The sequence below is a fragment of the Bradyrhizobium sp. 25ACV genome (assembly GCF_054863005.1).
The window spans coordinates 54,483-71,833 of record NZ_JAVAYO010000013.1 but is presented as its reverse complement, the minus strand read 5'-3'; the positions used below and the strand labels follow the sequence as shown (position 1 = coordinate 71,833).

The 17,351-nt window shown below is 65.0% G+C and carries 17 protein-coding genes; 9 read left to right on the top strand and 8 right to left on the bottom strand.

Annotation, left to right across the window (positions count from 1 at the left end; translation table 11 throughout):
- Positions 1-132 precede the first annotated feature (132 nt).
- The 3 genes from RAD04_RS26960 (at position 133) to RAD04_RS26950 (ending at position 3,265) form a co-directional block, all read left to right on the top strand.
- The gene (locus tag RAD04_RS26960) at positions 133-1,110 is read left to right on the top strand and encodes a tripartite tricarboxylate transporter substrate binding protein (protein ID WP_461626207.1); all 978 of its coding nucleotides are present in this window, start codon (positions 133-135) and stop codon (positions 1,108-1,110) included.
- A gap of 156 nt (positions 1,111-1,266) precedes the next feature.
- The gene (locus RAD04_RS26955) at positions 1,267-1,752 is read left to right on the top strand and encodes a tripartite tricarboxylate transporter TctB family protein (protein ID WP_461616223.1); all 486 of its coding nucleotides are present in this window, start codon (positions 1,267-1,269) and stop codon (positions 1,750-1,752) included.
- A 4-nt stretch (positions 1,753-1,756) separates the two neighbouring features.
- Positions 1,757-3,265 carry a tripartite tricarboxylate transporter permease gene (locus RAD04_RS26950; RefSeq protein WP_092251593.1) on the top strand — a complete coding sequence of 503 codons (1,509 nt, stop codon included), beginning with the start codon at positions 1,757-1,759 and terminating at the stop codon, positions 3,263-3,265.
- A gap of 135 nt (positions 3,266-3,400) precedes the next feature.
- Here RAD04_RS26950 and RAD04_RS26945 read toward each other — a convergent pair whose 3' ends face one another.
- Positions 3,401-5,095 carry an EAL domain-containing protein gene (locus RAD04_RS26945; protein WP_461626206.1) on the bottom strand — a complete coding sequence of 565 codons (1,695 nt, stop codon included), beginning with the start codon at positions 5,093-5,095 and terminating at the stop codon, positions 3,401-3,403.
- 223 nt (positions 5,096-5,318) lie between these two features.
- Here RAD04_RS26945 and RAD04_RS26940 point away from each other — a divergent pair, with 223 nt between their 5' ends.
- The gene (locus RAD04_RS26940; RefSeq protein WP_271593997.1) at positions 5,319-5,579 is read left to right on the top strand and encodes a hypothetical protein; all 261 of its coding nucleotides are present in this window, start codon (positions 5,319-5,321) and stop codon (positions 5,577-5,579) included.
- 6 nt (positions 5,580-5,585) lie between these two features.
- On the opposite strand, the gene RAD04_RS26935 is transcribed toward RAD04_RS26940, so the two are convergent.
- The 3 genes from RAD04_RS26935 to mtgA all read right to left on the bottom strand — a co-directional run bounded on the left by RAD04_RS26935 (position 5,586) and on the right by mtgA (position 7,408).
- Positions 5,586-6,239: a hypothetical protein gene (locus RAD04_RS26935; protein WP_461626205.1), complete on the bottom strand. Its 654-nt coding sequence runs from the start codon at positions 6,237-6,239 to the stop codon at positions 5,586-5,588.
- Between the two features lie 143 nt (positions 6,240-6,382).
- Entirely contained in the window at positions 6,383-6,565 is a 183-nt protein-coding gene (gene rpmF, locus RAD04_RS26930) for a 50S ribosomal protein L32 (protein WP_007598106.1), read from the bottom strand.
- A gap of 168 nt (positions 6,566-6,733) precedes the next feature.
- Positions 6,734-7,408 carry a monofunctional biosynthetic peptidoglycan transglycosylase gene (gene mtgA / locus RAD04_RS26925; protein ID WP_461626204.1) on the bottom strand — a complete coding sequence of 225 codons (675 nt, stop codon included), beginning with the start codon at positions 7,406-7,408 and terminating at the stop codon, positions 6,734-6,736.
- A 161-nt stretch (positions 7,409-7,569) separates the two neighbouring features.
- On the opposite strand from mtgA, the gene RAD04_RS26920 reads away from it, so the two are divergent.
- On the top strand, positions 7,570-8,493 hold the full coding sequence (locus tag RAD04_RS26920) for a polyprenyl synthetase family protein (RefSeq protein WP_461626203.1): 924 nt from the start codon (positions 7,570-7,572) through the stop codon (positions 8,491-8,493).
- Positions 8,494-8,502: 9 nt separating this feature from the next.
- Positions 8,503-9,195, top strand: coding sequence for a DUF1345 domain-containing protein (locus RAD04_RS26915; RefSeq protein WP_461626202.1), 693 nt, complete (start codon positions 8,503-8,505; stop codon positions 9,193-9,195).
- A 148-nt stretch (positions 9,196-9,343) separates the two neighbouring features.
- On the opposite strand, the gene RAD04_RS26910 is transcribed toward RAD04_RS26915, so the two are convergent.
- Positions 9,344-11,158 (bottom strand): caspase family protein, encoded by a 1,815-nt coding sequence (locus tag RAD04_RS26910; RefSeq protein WP_461626201.1) that lies wholly within the window; start codon positions 11,156-11,158, stop codon positions 9,344-9,346.
- A gap of 183 nt (positions 11,159-11,341) precedes the next feature.
- The gene (locus RAD04_RS26905) at positions 11,342-11,770 is read right to left on the bottom strand and encodes a GFA family protein (RefSeq protein ID WP_461626200.1); all 429 of its coding nucleotides are present in this window, start codon (positions 11,768-11,770) and stop codon (positions 11,342-11,344) included.
- Between the two features lie 95 nt (positions 11,771-11,865).
- Here RAD04_RS26905 and RAD04_RS26900 point away from each other — a divergent pair, with 95 nt between their 5' ends.
- From RAD04_RS26900 to RAD04_RS26890, 3 genes are all read left to right on the top strand, one after another.
- Entirely contained in the window at positions 11,866-12,240 is a 375-nt protein-coding gene (locus RAD04_RS26900; RefSeq protein WP_461626199.1) for a nuclear transport factor 2 family protein, read from the top strand.
- A 186-nt stretch (positions 12,241-12,426) separates the two neighbouring features.
- Complete coding sequence (bla, locus tag RAD04_RS26895; protein ID WP_461626198.1) at positions 12,427-13,284, top strand: class A beta-lactamase; 858 nt, start codon at positions 12,427-12,429, stop codon at positions 13,282-13,284.
- A 48-nt stretch (positions 13,285-13,332) separates the two neighbouring features.
- Entirely contained in the window at positions 13,333-14,940 is a 1,608-nt protein-coding gene (locus RAD04_RS26890) for a Na+/H+ antiporter (protein ID WP_461616233.1), read from the top strand.
- Positions 14,941-15,068: 128 nt separating this feature from the next.
- Here RAD04_RS26890 and RAD04_RS26885 read toward each other — a convergent pair whose 3' ends face one another.
- Together RAD04_RS26885 and RAD04_RS26880 are read right to left on the bottom strand one after the other, a co-directional pair.
- On the bottom strand, positions 15,069-15,884 hold the full coding sequence (locus tag RAD04_RS26885) for an N-acetylmuramoyl-L-alanine amidase (protein ID WP_461626197.1): 816 nt from the start codon (positions 15,882-15,884) through the stop codon (positions 15,069-15,071).
- Between the two features lie 3 nt (positions 15,885-15,887).
- Positions 15,888-17,225 carry a Rieske 2Fe-2S domain-containing protein gene (locus RAD04_RS26880; RefSeq protein WP_461626196.1) on the bottom strand — a complete coding sequence of 446 codons (1,338 nt, stop codon included), beginning with the start codon at positions 17,223-17,225 and terminating at the stop codon, positions 15,888-15,890.
- Positions 17,226-17,351 lie beyond the last annotated feature (126 nt).

Here is a 17,351-nt window from a genome sequence, read left to right as displayed (position 1 = left end):
GGCTCCCCCCACCGCCCGGCACCCGCGATCCGCGCAATGCGCTTTTCTTCTCCCTCGATTTCAGGAACAATCGCCGCGCAAGAACGAGAAACGGCGGCCCGCAAAGAGGCCGCCGCGAGGGGAGGAGTTTCGATGCCGCGATACGGGCTGAAGACGATCGCATTTGCCGCGATGCGTGCTGTCATGGGCGCATTGCTCTCGACTGCCGCCAGCGCGCAAGACTATCCCAGCAAGCCGATCACGCTGATCGTGCCATGGCCGGCCGGCGGATCGACCGATATCTCCATGCGCGCCATCGCCGACAGCGCCTCGAAGGTGCTGGGGCAGCCGATCGTGATCGACAACAAGGCCGGCGGCGGCGGCACGGTGGGACCTGCGACCATGGCGGCGGCCGCGAAGCCGGATGGCTACACCATCTCGCAGATTCCGATCACCGTGTTCCGCCTGCCCTTGATGCAGGAAGTGTCGTGGGATCCGGCGAAGGATTTCACCTACATCATCCATCTCACCGGCTACACCTTCGGCGTGACCACCAGCGCGGAGTCGCAGTTCAAGAGCTGGAAGGACGTGGTGGAGTTCGCCAAGGCAAATCCGGGCAAGGTGACCTATGCCACGCCGGGCGCCGGCACCTCGCTGCACATCGGCATGGAGCAGATCGCCGGAATGTCCGGCATCAAGTTGACGCAAGTCCCATTCAAGGGCGGCGCGGAGACCAACGCCGCGGTGCTGGGACAGCACACCATGCTTCAGGCGGACTCCACGGGATGGCGGCCGCTGGTCGACGCCGGCAAACTGCGGCTGCTGATGGTGTGGACCGGCGCACGCTCGCCGAACTATCCCGATGCGCCGACGCTGAAGGAGCTCGGCTATCCCATGGTCTATGATTCCCCCTTCGGCATCGCCGGCCCGAAAGGCATGGATCCAAAGATCGTCGCCAAGCTGCACGATGCCTTCAAGAAGGCGGTCGAGGATCCGGCGGTCGTGGCTACGCTCGCAAAATACGACATGGTGCCGAACTACAAGAACACCGAGGACTACAAGAAGTTCGTGGTCGAGGTCACGGAGTCCGAGCGCAAGGTGATCGATACGCTCGGGCTCGCGAAGAAGTAGGGCTGAGCCGCTTCCGTGTCCCGGACGCGGTGCAGCGCTTCTTCAGCGGTGCACCGCAGAGCCGGGACCCACCTTTGCCACGAACCCATGGGCCCCGGCTCTGCAGCGCACCGCTTCGCGCTGCGCAGCGTCCGGGGAACGGCCGAGAGAGCGCCGATGAACAATCCAACCAACGTCAAACTCCGCCTCAGCAATTCCGAGCTCTGGGGCGGACTGATCGGGTTCGCGCTCGGCGGCTTCGTGATCTGGTCCGGCATGAAGCTCAAGCTCGGCACCATCAACGATCCCGGCTCCGGCTACGTGCTGTTCTACACGGGCATCCTGATGTGCGTGTTCGCAGGCGCCATCATCGTCTCGGCGGTCACCGAGGGCGCGCCGACGCTGGCCTCGCGCTGGGAGAATGTGCGCTGGAGCAAGCCGCTCCTGCTGATTGCCTGTCTCGTGGCATTCTCTATTGCGCTGGAACCACTCGGCTTCCTGCTGTCGTCGATCCCCCTGGTGCTGCTGCTGTTGCGGCTGATCGATCCCGTTCGTTGGACGCTGGCGATCCCGATCGCCGTGCTGGTGCCATCAGGCATGTGGTGGGTGCTCAAGCGGCTGCTGTTGATCCAGCTGCCCTCGGGCCTGTTCGGGATCGGCTGACCCTATGGATACGCTTGTCAATGTCGCGCATGGGTTCGGCGTCGCACTGCTGCCGGTCAACCTGCTCTACTGCTTCATCGGTGTCTTCATCGGAACGCTGGTCGGCGTGCTGCCGGGTATCGGGCCGATCTCGGCGATGTCGCTGCTGCTGCCCGTGACGCTGTCGGGCACGCCGGAATCCGGCATCATCATGATGGCTGGGATCTATTACGGCTCGATGTATGGCGGCTCGACCACCTCGATCCTGGTCAACATCCCCGGCGAGGCAGCTTCCGTCGTCACCTGCATCGACGGCCACCAGATGGCGAAGCAGGGACGCGCTGGCCCTGCACTCGGCATTTCCGCCTTCGGCTCCTTCATTGCCGGCACGTTCGCGCTGATCGCCTTGATGCTGGTGGCGCCGAAGCTTGCCAGCGTCGCCATCGCGTTCGGCCCGGCCGAATATTTCAGCCTGATGGTGCTCGGCCTCGTCGTGCTCACCTTCCTGACCCAGGGCTCGATGCCGAAGGCATTGCTGATGGCGTGCATCGGCGTCGTGCTCGGACTGATCGGGCTCGACAGCATCACGGCGCAGCCGCGCCTGACCTTCGGCCGCATGGAGCTGATCGACGGCATCGGGCTCGTGCCTGTCGTGATGGGCCTGTTCGGCGTTGCCGAGGTGCTGCTCAACACCGAGCAGGCAATCAAGCGCGACATCATCAACACCAAGATCACCCATCTGCTGCCCACCAGGGAGGACTGGAAGGCCAGCGCAGGTCCGGTCGGGCGCGGCACCATCCTCGGCTTTTTCCTCGGCATCCTGCCGGGCGGCGGCGCCGTCGTGGCGTCCTTCGCCTCCTACGCGCTGGAGAAGCGGCTATCGAAGACGCCGGAGCGTTTCGGCCATGGCGCGATCGAAGGCGTCGCCGGGCCGGAATCGGCGAACAATGCCGCGGCGGGCGGCGCCTTCATTCCGCTGATGACGCTCGGCATTCCGCCGAATGTGGTGATGGCGCTGCTGCTCGGCGCGTTCGTCATTCACGGCCTGCAGCCGGGGCCGCTGCTGATCACGCAAAACCCCGGCCTGTTCTGGGGCATCGTCGCCAGCATGTATATCGGCAACGTCATGCTGCTGATCCTGAACCTGCCGATGATCGGCATGTGGGTGCAGCTGCTCAAGCTGCCCTACAACATCCTGTTCCCCCTGATCATCCTGTTCACGATCCTGGGCGTCTACTGCTCCAGCAACAATGTGTTCGACGTCTATGTGATGATCGCGTTCGGAATCATCGGCTATTTCATGCGCAAGCTCGGCTATGAACCGGCGCCGCTGGTGCTGGCCTTCGTGCTGGGACCGATGATGGAGAACAATCTGCGCAAGTCGCTGATCCTGTCGCAGGGCGATCTCTGGACCTTCGTGCAGCGGCCGATCTCGGGGGTGTGTCTCGTGTTTGCCCTGGTGCTGCTGATCGCGCCGCTATTGCCGTCGCTGCGCAAGAAGCGCGAGCTGGTGGCGCTGGATGAGGGGGCGTGACGTTTCGTCGGGTGGGCAAAGCGACTTGTCCGCCCTAGCTCGAAGAGCGAAGGCGGAAGCGTGCCCACGATCTGTATCCATTACGGAGGAATGGTGGGCACGGCGCAAGTGCGCATTTGCCCACCCTACGAGACCTCAGCATGCAGCAGGAAGCGCACTATCCGTTGAAGCCCCCCACGGACGCTCGCCAGATGCCAGCCCGATCAGGCGGCCCTGGATGTAGTCGCAGCCCCAGTCGCGCAGCATGCTTGCGGCCTCTTCGTCCTGCACCCATTCGGCGACGGTCTTGATGTCGAGGCGGCGGGCGAGATCGATCAGGGTCTGCACGAAGGCGCGGTCGTCGGCGGAATGGGTGATGTTCTGCACGAACGCGCCATCGATCTTCACGATATCAACGCCGAGCTTGCGCAAGTTTCGGAATGAGGTGTAGCCGGCGCCAAAATCGTCGATGGCGATACGGCTGCCGAAATGCTTGAGGCGGCCGACGAAGGCGCGGACGTCATCGATGTCCTGGATCGCGACCGTCTCGGTGATCTCGACGATCAGCCGCTCGGCAACGCCGGGATGGGCCTGCATCAGCGATTCGATGCCCGCCCACCAGTCCGGATCCATGGTCGTATCCGGCGAGATGTTGAGGCTGAGGCAGATGTCGGGCGCGGCGGCGAGCTCGGCCACCACGAGCTCGAGCACACGGTGATCGACCAGGCGGATCAGGCCGAGCCGTTCGGCGACCGGCACGATGTCGGGCGCGAGCAGCACCTGGCCGTCGCCCTGATCCATCCGCACCAGGCATTCATGGAATGCGCGCTCGCGCGAGCCGGCCGACACCACCGGCTCATAGGCGAGCTTGATGCGGCGCTCGTTCAGCGCGGTGACGATTTCGTCGGTGACGCGGATGTTGACGCGGCGCTGGGCGTCGCGCGTGGCATCCGGACGCCATGCTGCGAACGAGCCGACGCGGCGGCGCTTGGCGGCATCCAGCGTCTCATGGGCGCGGTTGACGGCCTCGTCGGTGTTGCGGGCATAGCGCGGTACGCTGACCGCGCCGATCGAGGCGGTGACCGAGACCGGACCGGATTTGGTCGGCACCACATCGTCGCGAATGCCGGCGAGGAAGCGCTCGGCGGCGACATTCATGTCGTCGACGGTGCAGTTCTTCAGGATCAGGCCGAACTTGTTGCCGGAAAAGCGGCCGAGCACGTCGCCGCCACGCAGGCGCGAGCGGATGCGCTTGGCGACGTCGAGGATCACGGCGTCGGCAACGTCGAAGCCGAAGGCGTCGTTGACGCGGGCAAGATGGTCGATGCCGACCAGCATGAAGGCCGCGGTCGAGCGGAAGCGGGTCGTCTCCTCGATCGCCTCGGCCAGCGCGGCAATCAGATGAGAGCGATTGAGCTCGCCGGTCAGCGGATCGAGCCGGGCCAGCTTGGTCAGCTCCTCATCGCGGGCGTGGCGTTCATTGTTGATTCGGACCGAGCCGATCGCGCGCACCGGGCGGCCGTCGGGGCCGGCGAACCAGCGGCCGGTCTCCTCGATCCAGATCACGGGATCGGCGGCGCTCATGCGTACGCCGTACTCGACCCGGTAGGGCGTGCCGTCGGCACCATGCACGGCATAGGCTTGCGCCAGCGCGGCGGTCCGCAGCGATGGTGCGGGCTCTATCAGCTTGGCGAACTCGGCGCCCGTCGCCAGCCGCTCGGCGGGAATCCCGGGAAAGACGCTGGCGACCTGGTCACCCCAGACGATCGCATCACTGCCGATATCCCAGGCAAACACGGCCTGGCCGAGGGCGGCCAGGATGTCGGAGGCTTGCGGTAATGCGGGGATCAAAATCGCCTCGTTTCGGGACAGCGGGAAAGTCCTGAGCTGACACAGGATAGAGCTAGATTCGTCCCCAACCCTAGGCAAAGTTGATAAACAATTTGGAAACCACGTTTCTACAGGCCGGGGGAACCAAACCGGCCCGTCCGGCATAGGCCTTGCGAGTACTGACACGCACCCGGCGCCAGCGTCCCGAAACGCGACAGGCTCTGCCGGATCAACGGTGATGGCGATGTTGAGTACCGATCGAACGGACGCGGCGGATAACGGCACAGGCACGGCCCTGGTGCCGGTACTGCCGATTTTGCAATGGGTCCACAAGACGCCGTTGCCGCGCCCCGATCCGAGCTTCGTCGCCCAGCTGATCGCCAATGCCGAACATCTGCCCCAGGCAAGCCGGCTGCGTCGCGCCTCCTCCGAAGATGCGCAGACGGCCTATGGCGGCAAGCGCCCGCTGCAAAGCGTCAGTGCGCGCACGCGGCAGGTGGCTTGAAATCGATCAGCGCGGCGGCGTGTCGGGGGACGGAGACGTGCCGGCACCCGGCTGCAAATGCGGCGAGGGGACTTCCGGCGAAGGCGTGCTCTGTACCGGCTTCGGTGCGGGAGGATCCATCAACACGGATTCGGCGACCGACTGTGCCGAGGGCGCGGGCGGTGCCGCCGGTGCTGCGATCGGCGCGGACACCGGCTCGAACTTGGGCTCGGCCGCGGCATCTCCCGCCGGAGCGTCCACCTGGCGCTTGGCCTTGCGTGGCGCCGGCACCGTTGTCTCGGCGACATAGGTGACGCGGCGGCGCGTGCGCTGGGCAATGCCGCCGAGGAAATCGGCCATCGCGAGCAGCACCAGCAGGAAAAAGGTCGAGTTGCCGAATTTGGGCCACATCACGAATTCGGCCGCGGCCGCGCCGAACAGGATCAGTGACAGCAGATGATCCATCAGGAATTTCGAGCCGGGCCGCGCGCCCTTAATAACTTCGAGCAGCAGCAGCACGATACCGAGCGCCAGCATCACGTCGGCAAGCGTGATCGGCCAGGTCTCGCCTGACACCATCGGCACCTTGAACAGCACATCCGTGAAGGACACGGTTGGCATCAGGAAGGCGATGATGTTGTAGACCGCGAGCGGAATCAAAAGCAGCGGGAAACCGACCATCGGCGAAATGCCTTCTCGATCAAGATATCCAGACAGGACAATGCGGCGGCGAAGCATTAGCTCCGCCGCCGCCACTGTCATATCTCATGGGTTGGCCGAAATCAGGCAGGCCCAATTATCCTGCCTGGAGAAAGGTCCTTAACTCAGGACTCTTTCTTCTTCAGGACCTGACGGCCCTTGTACATGCCGGTCTTGAGGTCGAGATGGTGCGGACGACGCAGCTCGCCGGAGTCCTTGTCTTCCACATAGGTCGGCTTCTTGATGGCGTCTGCCGAGCGGCGCATGCCACGGCGCGACGGCGAGGTTTTTCTTCTCGGAACGGCCATTTCAATATCCTCTAGGGATTGGTGTCATCAGGGCATCGTCCGCGAGGGACGGCTCAGCACCCGCAATCCGAGGCGAGCTGAATGCCGATCAAGGCCGCGCTTATAGAGGAAGGCTGGCCGCAAAGCTAGGCTCTTGGGCCGGAAAATACGCCCGGAAAGGGCCCAAAATCAGCGATTTTCCCGCCAGCAGGTCGCAAGCGAAGCGGCCTGCGCCCTTGCCACATAGGTCCCGGCCAGCCGCCGGACGCCCGGGCCGGGGGTTTTGGCGCTGCGTTTGACCGGATTCGGCAGGATCGAGGCCAGAAGGGCCGCCTCCCGGGGGGAGAGGCCGGCGGCCGATTTGCCGAAGGCATAGGCGCTGGCCGCCCCCACCCCGAACTGGCCCTGCGGGCCGAGCTCGGCGATGTTGAGGTAAATCTCCAGGATCCGCTGCTTGGGCAGGACGAGATCGATCCAGAGCGCCAGCGGGAATTCGAGCGCCTTGCGGACGAAATCCCGGCCCTGCCAGAGGAACAAGTTCTTCGCAACCTGCTGGGTGATCGTGGAGGCGCCCCGGAACGGCGTACCATCCTCCTGTGCGTCGTCGATCGCTTCGCGCAACGCGCCCCAATCGATGCCGTGATGCTTGCAGAAATGGGCATCCTCGGCTGCAACCACCGATCGCGGCAGCGAGGGCGACATCGCCGCCAGATCGATCCATTCCCGCTGCATCGGCGCGCCGCGAAGCGAGCGCCACGCCATCAGCGTCGAAACCGGATGGCCAGCGCGGTAGAAGGGCGCGATCACATAGGGCGCGAGAATGACGGCCGCGAGCGCTACCAGCAGGATTTTGACGATGCGCAAATCGACCTTTCCGGCATGGAACGAAACGCGGCCACGGCTCTCCCCATTAAGTCTGTGATAATTCGGGCCTTTTCCAGCACTTTTTAGGCCTTCCAAACGATTGACTGGGGCGGGCGCATAAAGGATTGTCCCGCCGAATTTTAGTTCTGGAGCCCTTCTTGATGACCGGCACGTCCCCGTCCGATTTCGCCAAGCGTCTGGACAAGACCGCTGATGACACCGAGGCCCTGCTCGGGCGCCTGTTGTCGGACGACATCCTGCACGATGAGATCGCCCGGCCCAAGCGACTGATGGACGCAATGCGCTATTCGAGCCTGAACGGCGGCAAGCGTCTGCGCCCGTTCCTGGTGGTCGAGAGCGCGGCTGTGTTCGGTGTTCCCCGTGAAGCCGCGCTGCTCGTCGGCGCCGCGCTCGAATGCATCCACTGCTATTCGCTGATCCACGACGATCTGCCCGCCATGGACAATTCGGACCTGCGCCGCGGCCGCCCGACCCTGCACAAGCAGACCGATGACGCGACCGCGATCCTCGCCGGCGACGGTCTGCTGACGCTCGCCTTCGACATCGTCACCCGCGACGAGATCCATCGCGACGCCAATGTGCGGCTGCTGCTGACGCGCGCGCTGGCGCGCTGCGCCGGCATCGGCGGCATGGTCGGCGGCCAGATCCTCGACCTCGCCGGCGAAGGCCGCTTTGGCGGCAACGAGCCGATCAATGTCGCCCGCATTCAGCAGATGAAGACCGGCGCGCTTCTGCGTTACGGCTGCATCGCCGGCGCGATCCTCGGCCAGGCCTCGCAGAAGGAATATCAGGCGCTCGACGATTACGGCCGCGCGCTCGGCGAAGCCTTCCAGATTGCCGACGATTTGCTCGACGTCGAAGGCGATGCAGCCGCGCTCGGCAAGCCGGCCGGCGCCGATGCCGCACTCGGCAAGACCACCTTCGTCACCCAGCTCGGCATCGAAGGCGCCAAGCAGCGCGTGCGCGACCTGCTCGCGCGGGCCGACAGCGCGGTCTCGATCTTCGGCGATCGCGCCGCCGTGCTGCAGGCCGCCGCGCGGTTTGTCGCCGAGCGGAAGAGCTGACACGCATCGATGGCGGCCGAGGGCAAAGAAGATCCTGTCCTCGTCCGCTTCCGCCAGATGTCGCGGCCGATGCGGCTGCTTTATGCGCGGCCGCGGACCTTCATCGCGCTCGCGACTGGCGTCCTGGTCTGCCTGCTGCTGCCGGGCTCGCACCGGCTGGTGACTAGGCTCCTGTTCGGCTGGGATGCGCTGATCGCGGTCTATCTCGTGCTGGTCTACGCCATGATGCTTTGCAACGACCATCACCACATCCGGCGCGCCGCCGCGATGCAGGACGACGGCCGTTTCGTGATCCTGCTGGTGACGGCGACCGGCGCCTTCGCCAGCATCGCCGCGATCGTCTCAGAACTCGGCACACCGCATCGGGGCGTGTTGGAGCTGACCATCGCAATCAGCACCATCGCGCTGTCATGGGCCGCCGTGCACACGACCTTCGCGCTGCATTACGCGTATGATTACTATCGGAACGCCAAGCCGGGTGGTCTTCAGTTCCCGAGCGGCGACAAGGAAGACCACGCCGACTATTGGGACTTCGTCTATTTCTCGTTCGTGATCGGCATGACCGCGCAGGTCTCCGACGTCGGCATCACCGACAAGACGATCCGCCGCACGGCCACGGCGCATGGGATCGTGTCGTTCATCTACAACACAGCCTTGCTGGCACTGACGGTCAACATCGCGGCGAGCGCGATTGCGACCTGACGTCGTCCCGGCGGACGCAGGGACCCTTACCGCGTGATCTATCACTGGGAGACGAGAGCAGTACCGAGCGAAGGCTTCTTAACTGGAAGTCTTCGCCAAACTGCTTCCTGTGGTAATGGGTCCCTGCGTTCGCAGGGACGACACAACCCTAACGACACACCTCGGCATTGGCATCGTTGCCGGGGCCGCCGCCGCCGCGATATTCGAGGTGGCAACCGCGGCTGACCGGGCGGCAGCCAGTGCTATTGCAGATGACTTGCCCGCCACCGGAGGCACGACCGGCGCCGGCAGCAGCAGCAATGCCGGCCGCGGCACCATAGCCGCCCGCCGCGCCGCCGGCCTGAGGACGCTGCCGGGCGGGACGTTCATCACCGTCGTCGCGCTTCGCCGTTGCAGGCCTGGCCGGCTTGGCGGCGCGCTTCTTCTCGCACTCATTGTCGTCGTTGACCGCATAGCCCTCACGGCAGACGATCTTGGTGCACTTGTCGCCATCGGCCTTGAAGCCGTGCTCGCAGACCACCGGGCAGACGCGTGACGGCTTGGCCTTGACCGCATCGAGCGCATCCGTGCTCGCCACCTTCACGTCGAGCTTGGTGCCGGCATAGCGGTTGAACTGCGACAGCGAGCGCTGCGAGGATGTGCTCCAATTGCCGTCGGCAGCGCCCGAGAAGCAGCCGACGCGGCCGAGCTCGGTCTGCACCGAACGGCTGAGATCGACCGGCGCGGTCGCCGGTGTCAGAGAGGCAACGTTGGTGCCGGCGGGGCTCGCCGTGCTGGCCGGCGCAGCGCTCGGCGCCGCAACGGCGAGATTGACGCGCTGCTGCTCGGCGGCAGCTGCCTGCTGCTGCGCCTGCTCCTTGGCCTTCTGCGCAGCGAGCTGCGCCTGCTCGGCGGCCTTCGCATCGGCCGCGGCTCTGGCCTGCGCATCCTTCTGCGCGCCAAGCGCGGCAAGACGATCACGTTCTGCCTCGGCCTGTTTCGCCTTCTCGGTGGCAGCCGCATGGGCCTGCTCGGCACCAATTTTTTCGACTTGAAGCTTGGCGAGGCTCGCGTAGAAGCCATCGGGATGCTGGGCGAGGAAGGCGGCCCACGCCGCCTTGTTGCCGACCTGGAGCGCGAGCTCGTAGTCGCGGCGGATGTCGGCCTGCGGGTTCGGCGCGGGCGCAACCGTTGCTGCGGCCGTCACCTTGACCGGAACCAGCGGCACGTCCTCACCACCGAGCGAGCCGTAGACGAACGGCTCCTGCTTGTTACCGGTCGACTTGAGCACGTCGTCGCGCACGAATCCGAAGGCGCGGCGGACGTCGAGGCCCGGTGTCGTCAGATGCTTCGACAGCGCGACCGTAAAGGGACTGTTGGCCCCATCGCCGTCCTGGGCGGTGAAGCCGGCCTTCGCCGAATAGGCGATCAGCGTGTTGGGGCTGGTCGGCTCGACTTGGGCGAGACCCCGGCCGATGCCGCGCGCGGCCACCGTGCGCTTCATGGTCTTGCCGAACGGATTGTCGCGGCAAGCATCCAGGATCACCAGCCGAAGCTGTTTTGCCGGTTCGACGGCGACCAGGACGCGGTCGAGCGAGAGCGCCTCGTCATAGACGTCGGTGTCGCGCTCGAGCCTGGCGTCGACGGGGATCAGATAATTCGAGCCCTCGACCTCGATGCCGTGACCGGCATAGTAGACCACGGCGATGTCGGCATTGCGGGTCGCATCGGCAAAATCGCGCAGCACGCGCCGCGTATCCAGGGCCGACAGGTCGTGCCGGAAATCGACGCTGTTGAAACCGGCCTCCTTCAGCGTCTTCGCCATCACCGCACCGTCATTGACGGGATTGGTGAGCGACGGCGCGTGCTGATAGGCCGAATTGGCGATCACCAGCGCGACGCGGTTGCCGGCAAAGGCGGGAGCCGTGCCGAACAACAGCACGGCGGCGAGGAGAAGCGGGCAGAGTCTGAGCAGGTTGCGCATGACACGACTTCCGAAGTTCGGGACGTTTCGGTCCCCCTTGGGACCGCTTTAGCAGGATCCGGTGCCGGCGCTTGTGATGGAGGTCACCAAGGCCGCGCCGGCGACAGCCCGAAGGTCCCCCTTTGTTTGTCGCGCCAGCGCGGTCGCGGTTCGCTGCCAAACAGCGGGCAGACGGGATTCCCCCTAGCCATCGCCAATATGCCCCCGATATTGCGGCAGATTGTCCGTAATCTCGTGCCAGGGCGCCTTCGAGGCCACGAAGATGTGGGCGCTAGGCCGGATCGAGGGGGCATCAACCAGGGTTCCCATGGCGACATGGACCCATTGTCCTTCACGCACCCGGGAATAAAGCAGCGAGCCGCATCGCCCACAATGGGCGTCATGGGTGGTGTCGTCGCCGAAAATCATCCGCTGGTCCTCCCCCCGGACAATGCGGAGCTTATCCTGTGCGATGCCGGCGAACGGCTTGAAGGCGGAGCCGGTAGTGCGACGGCAGTTCGAGCAGTGGCAGTTCATCGCATAGGAGAACGCATCGGCCACCTCAAAGCGCATGGCGCGGCAGTAGCATTCGCCGATCAGGATACGAGCGTTCGAAGTTTCTGATCCGGTCATTCCAACACCCTCGCGCGATTAGCGAGAGACACCCATAGCGCATTTCGATGTGTACGACTAAGTTCCGCCCAAGCCATCATGCAAAAGGATGACCCATGAGCCAGAACCGTTCGAGTGTCGAAGCCGTCGTGCAATCCTATTTCGACGGGCTTTACGAGGGCGACGCCGAGAAGCTCGGCACCATTTTCCATCCCTCCGCTGACTTGCGCTGGGTCGAGAAAGGCGAGCTCCAGGTCCTGACCGTACCCGACTGGCTCGACCGCGTCCGCAAGCGCGCCTCCGCCAAGGCCGAGGGCAAGCCGCGCGAGGATTTCATCGTCACCGTCGACCGTTCGGACGACAAGACCGCCTTCATCAAGGTCCGTTGCCAGCTGCCGCCGCGTTTCTTCACCGATTATCTGGTGGCGATGAAGCTCGCCGACGGCTGGCAGATCGTGTCGAAATCGTATCGGTACGACCTGAGGGAGTGAGGCTGCTCGACGTTCCGCTGCCCAATATCTGCCGCGCTCGATATCCATCCTCCGTCGTTGCAAGCGAAGCAATCCAGAGACCCTCCGCGGAGACAGACTGGATTGCTTCGTCGCTTCGCGCCTCGCAATGACGAGGCGGATACAGCATCCGCCACATTTCTCGCCCCCACCTGTCTGAAAGTCCGCATGCCACTCGACCGCCGTTCCCTGCTCGCTTCGCTGTGCTGGATCGCCGCCTCTCCTGCCTTGGCCGCTGAGGCCTCGCCTGAGCTCGAAACCTATGAGCGCGAGAGCGGTGGACGGATCGGGGTCTATGCAGAGAACCTTGCGACCGGCAAAAAGCTCGCCTGGCGCGCCGACGAGCGCTTCGTCATGTGCTCGACCTTCAAGGCCTCGCTTGCGGCTTGCGTGCTGGCCCGGGCCGACCGCGGCGAGGAGCAGCTTGCGGCCATGATCGCTTACGGCAAGGCCGACCTCTTGGACTACGCGCCGGTCGCCAAGCAGAATCTTGCGGCCGGCGCGATGTCGGTCAGCGACATGTGCAAGGCGATCGTCGAGCTCAGCGACAATACTTGCGCAAATCTGCTGCTGGCGCGGATCGGCGGCCCCGCCACGCTCACCGCCTTCTGGCGATCGCTCGGCGACACCACATCCCGGCTCGACCACAACGAACCCGAGCTCAACCGCTCGCCGCCGGGCGATCCCCACGACACCACGACGCCGGCAGCGATGGCAGGAAATTTGCGGCGCCTGGTGGTGGCCGAGGTGCTGTCGCCGGCCTCGCGTGCCCTGCTCACCGACTGGATGGTGAACTGCAAGACCGGCGCGAACCGGTTGCGCGGCGGCCTGCCCGCGACCTGGACCATCGGCGACAAGACCGGCAACAACGGCAAGGACGCCTCGGGTGATATCGCGGTCGTCTGGCCCAAGCCCGCGACGCCGATCCTGATCGCGGCCTATACCCAGGGCGGCACGCCGAATGCGGCGCAGATCGAAGCCGCCTTTGCACGCATCGGGCGGATGGTGGCCGAGCGGCTGGCGTAAGCCGCGCGCATTGACGTAGCCGTCGCTTCCGGGTCAAGACACACCATCATGGAAGCGAAGTTTCAGACCTTTCTCATCCTGCTCGCCGTGCTGGCAGGCGTGGCGCTGGCCGCACGCCGCTTCAACGTCGCCCCCGCCATCCTGCTGATGCTGGCGGGCGTCGGCCTCGCCTTCGTGCCTGGCATGCCGCCGGTTGAGCTGCCGCCGGAACTGGTGCTGCTGATGGTGCTGCCGCCGCTGATCTACTCGGCGAGCGTCGCCATGAGCTGGCGCGAGTTCAAGAAGAACTTGCGCCCGATCGTGCTGCTCGCGGTCGGCGCGGTGATCTTCACCGCAGCAATGGTAGCGGCCGCCACGCATTATCTGATCGGCCTGCCCTGGACCATCGGCTTCCTGCTCGGCGCCATCGTCGCGCCGCCTGACGTGGTGGCGCCGCTCGCGATCGCGCGCCGGCTCAACTTGCCGCGCCGACTCGTCGTCATCCTCGAAGGCGAAGGGCTCGCGAATGACGCCACGGCGCTGATCCTCTACCGCTTCGCGCTGGCCGCCATCATGATCGGACATTTCTCGTTGCCGCTGGCGGCGGGCGAGTTCCTTCTCATCGTCGCCGGCGAGATCGCCTTCGGCATCGGCGTCGGCTGGCTCTCCCTGCGCTTCCGCAAATGGTCCGGGGATCCGCAGGTCGAGCTGACGCTGTCGCTGATCACGCCCTATGTCTCGTACTGGCTGCCCGAGCATGTCGGCGGCTCCGGCGTAATCGCCACCGTCGCCTGCGGCCTCTATGTCAGTTGGAACGGCCCGCTGCTGATCTCCTCGGCGACGCGGCTGCAAGGCATCTTCTTCTGGGACCTCATCATCTACCTGATCGAGGGCCTGCTGTTCCTGCTCACCGGCTTCCAGATGCGCGCGCTCTACGAGAAGTCGAAGACCTTTCCGCTCGACGACATCCTGATTGCGACCGCCGTGGTTCTGACCATCATCGTGATCGCGCGCTTCGCGTGGCTCTATCCCGCGACCTATCTGCCGCGAATCCTCTCCAAGTCGCTGCGCGAGCGCGATCCGTCGCCGCCATGGCAATGGCCGTTCGTGCTCGCCTTCACCGGCGTGCGGGGCGCGGTGTCGCTGGCGGCTGCTCTGGCGCTGCCGTTCACCTTGCCGGGCGGCGAGGCCTTCCCGTATCGCGACCTGATCCTGTTCGTCGCCTTCGGCGTCATCTTCGTGACGCTGATCGGCGTCGGCCTGACGCTGCCGCCGGTGGTGCGCTGGCTCGGCGTCGCCGAAGCCGGCCGCACCGAGCATGTCGCCGAGCACGAGGCCGAAATCGCCGCACGCCGCCAGGCGCTCGAGGCCGCGCTGAAGTCGCTCGATGCGTTGACGGCGGAAAAGGAAATCTCCGACGAGGTGATGCGGCTCCTGCGCGCCCGCCACGAGATCCGGGTCAACCAGCTCCCGGATTCGCTCGATCCCACCCGCCACGACGTTTCCGCCGCCGGCACCGCGCTGACCCGCAGCCTGATCGAGGCCGAGCGAAAATTCATCCACGACCTCCTGCGCGACGGCCAGATCACCGACGAGACGAGACGCCGGATCGAGCGGGACCTGGATCTTGAGGAGGCGAGTTTGGCGAACAGGGAGTATCGGGCCGGGCCGCTGTAGGCAGCCCGTCATTGCGATGATCGCTTGCGACGAAGCAATCCAGCCCGCCGCCGCGGAATCCTGATTGCTTCCGCCTTCGCCGGGCTTCGGCGGACAAGTCGCCGCGCTCGCAATGACGGCGGGAGCAACTACCGCCTCGCGCAAAACTCCCCTATGGCCAACGCCACGGCCGCCGCAATCGTCTCATGCCGTTCGGGTGAGTTCATCTCCATCTCCTCGTCGCGGTTGATGATGGAGCCGGCTTCGAGCAGCACGGCAGCGCTTCTCGTTCGCGACAGCACGACAAGCCCGTCATAGCGGTAGACGCCGACATCCTTGTCGAGCAATTGGCGCCGGTAGCGGCCCATCACCGGCAAGGTGTATTGGCTGGCGTAGCGCAGCCCCTGCTCCTTCAACTGCCTGCCGATCATCCGCGCCAATTTCAGGCTGGTGGTGAAGTGCAGATTGCGCTCGGAGACGAACAGCGAGTGGCCCGAAAATCGATCGCTGAAATAGCTCTTCGCGCCGTCGAATTCCCAGGTGTCGAGCAGCTTGTCCGGCACCGAATCGTGGTGGACCGACAGGAAGAGATCGGCGTGCGCGTCATTGGCGCTGCCGACACGTTTGAACAGGCTGGGCCGAGCCTTGCCGTCCGTGACGAGCAGGCGTGTTGCGGCAAAGCCTTCGGACTTGAGCTTCGCCGTGATGAGTCTTGCGAGACGGAAGTTGAAGCCGAACTCCGGATCGTTGCGCGCGCTCAATGCGCCGTAGGAGTCCGGCGTATGCCCGACATCCACGATGATCCGGAATTTCGGCATCTCGCATTTGGCCGGCGCGGGAGAAGGCCTGGGCCTCGCTTTCGCGACCTTTCGGGCCGGGGCGGCCTGCCCCGCATCGATCGGCGGAAGCAATAGCGCGACCAGCGACACCAGGAGAATTGCGACGATGTCCCGCCCTGACGACAATTCCTACTCCGCTGCCGCGATGCGTGGCCGCCCGACGAAGCCCGCGACATCGCCGAATCGTTCGAGCATGACCGCGGGCAGATCCTTCGACTTGCTGGTGACGCAGGCGCCCGAGCGCACTGCATAGCGATCCTGATGCGCCGCCTGCGGCGGGGCCTCGCCCTGCTGCAGCGAACGCGCCAGCTCCATCACCACTTTGCGAAAATGCATGATGCCGAGATCGGTCGGCCCGAGATGCTCGCGGGTGCGGTCCGCGATCGGCCCTTGGCTGTCCTGCACGGCGGCGTCCTGCTCGGAGACACCCTTGATGCCGGTGTAGCTCCTGGTCTTCTGCAGCTTGCGATCGATCAGATAGTCGTTCCCCTTATGGCGCAGCGGCACGTAATTGTCGTCGACCTCCGCGATCACGCCGTTGCCGCGGTCGTAGGCGTCGCGCTCTGCTTGCGTCAGGGGCCGCTCCGGATTCCAGGCATAGGTGTAGATCCAGCAATTGACGTCGGTGACAGGCACGAAGGTCTGGCCAAAAATGTTCTCGCCCGGCATCGCGCTCGGCGCGTAGGCGTGGAACGGCATCAGGAATTGCGCGATGCGCCAGTAGATGTTGTCGCCGCCCGTGAGCCGGCCGCCGGCGATGGTCAGTCCGGCCTCGTGCGGGCTGATCTTGATCACCGGGCGCGGGTCTTCCGCGATCCAGCGCATCTGATCGCTCGACATCCGCGCGATCGGATTCACAAAATGCTTCTTGATGTCCAGGATCTCGTTCTCCTCCTTGTCGAAGGAGAGATGGGCAAAGGTGAAATGCGCGGTGTCGATCGAGCCTTCCAGCGCCTGCACCCAGTTACAGTCCTGCCATTTCTTGCTGACGTAGCGGTGCGAGGCCGGCAGTAGCGCCATTTCGAGATCGGGCAGCGCGGGCATCGCATCCGCCGGCCCCATATACGCCCAGATCATCTCGCCCCATTCGCGCACCGGATAGGATTTGATGCGGATCAGGTCCTTGGCGTTGAGGTCGGGGTAGGAGGTCGGCATGTCCAGGCAGCGGCCGTCGGTGTCGAATTTCCAGCCGTGATAGACGCAGCGGATGCCGCACTCTTCGTTGCGCCCGAGCCAGAGATTTGCGCCGCGATGCGGGCAATATTGGTCGATGACACCGACGACGCCGCGCGTGTCGCGGAAGGCAAGCAGTTCCTCGCCGAGGACGACGATCTTCTTCGGCTCGCCATCGGGCTCGGGAAGCTCCTCGGACAGCAAGACGGGAATCCAGAAGCGGCGCAACAATTCGCCCATGCCCGTGCCTGCACCCGACTCGGTCAGGAATATGTTGTCCTCGGCGCGGAGCATGGAAGATCTCCCCTATTTGTTTTTTTAGAAGATTGGCGCGGGAGCGGGAAGACGTCAACGCAAGAACAGCTTCGTAGGGTGGGTTAGCGCAGCGTAACCCACCACTTGTCTCGCCGCGGTAGAATT

Excerpts from the sequence above, each read along its gene's own strand:
- RAD04_RS26960 (WP_461626207.1), top strand. The coding sequence starts at position 133 with ATGCCGCGATACGGGCTGAAGACGATCGCATTTGCCGCGATGCGTGCT.
- RAD04_RS26955 (WP_461616223.1), top strand. The coding sequence starts at position 1,267 with ATGAACAATCCAACCAACGTCAAACTCCGCCTCAGCAATTCCGAGCTC.
- RAD04_RS26950 (WP_092251593.1), top strand. The coding sequence starts at position 1,757 with ATGGATACGCTTGTCAATGTCGCGCATGGGTTCGGCGTCGCACTGCTG.
- RAD04_RS26940 (WP_271593997.1), top strand. The coding sequence starts at position 5,319 with ATGTTGAGTACCGATCGAACGGACGCGGCGGATAACGGCACAGGCACG.
- RAD04_RS26935 (WP_461626205.1), bottom strand. The coding sequence starts at position 6,239 with ATGGTCGGTTTCCCGCTGCTTTTGATTCCGCTCGCGGTCTACAACATC.
- rpmF (WP_007598106.1), bottom strand. The coding sequence starts at position 6,565 with ATGGCCGTTCCGAGAAGAAAAACCTCGCCGTCGCGCCGTGGCATGCGC.
- RAD04_RS26920 (WP_461626203.1), top strand. The coding sequence starts at position 7,570 with ATGACCGGCACGTCCCCGTCCGATTTCGCCAAGCGTCTGGACAAGACC.
- RAD04_RS26915 (WP_461626202.1), top strand. The coding sequence starts at position 8,503 with ATGGCGGCCGAGGGCAAAGAAGATCCTGTCCTCGTCCGCTTCCGCCAG.
- RAD04_RS26910 (WP_461626201.1), bottom strand. The coding sequence starts at position 11,158 with ATGCGCAACCTGCTCAGACTCTGCCCGCTTCTCCTCGCCGCCGTGCTG.
- RAD04_RS26905 (WP_461626200.1), bottom strand. The coding sequence starts at position 11,770 with ATGACCGGATCAGAAACTTCGAACGCTCGTATCCTGATCGGCGAATGC.
- RAD04_RS26900 (WP_461626199.1), top strand. The coding sequence starts at position 11,866 with ATGAGCCAGAACCGTTCGAGTGTCGAAGCCGTCGTGCAATCCTATTTC.
- bla (WP_461626198.1), top strand. The coding sequence starts at position 12,427 with ATGCCACTCGACCGCCGTTCCCTGCTCGCTTCGCTGTGCTGGATCGCC.
- RAD04_RS26890 (WP_461616233.1), top strand. The coding sequence starts at position 13,333 with ATGGAAGCGAAGTTTCAGACCTTTCTCATCCTGCTCGCCGTGCTGGCA.
- RAD04_RS26880 (WP_461626196.1), bottom strand. The coding sequence starts at position 17,225 with ATGCTCCGCGCCGAGGACAACATATTCCTGACCGAGTCGGGTGCAGGC.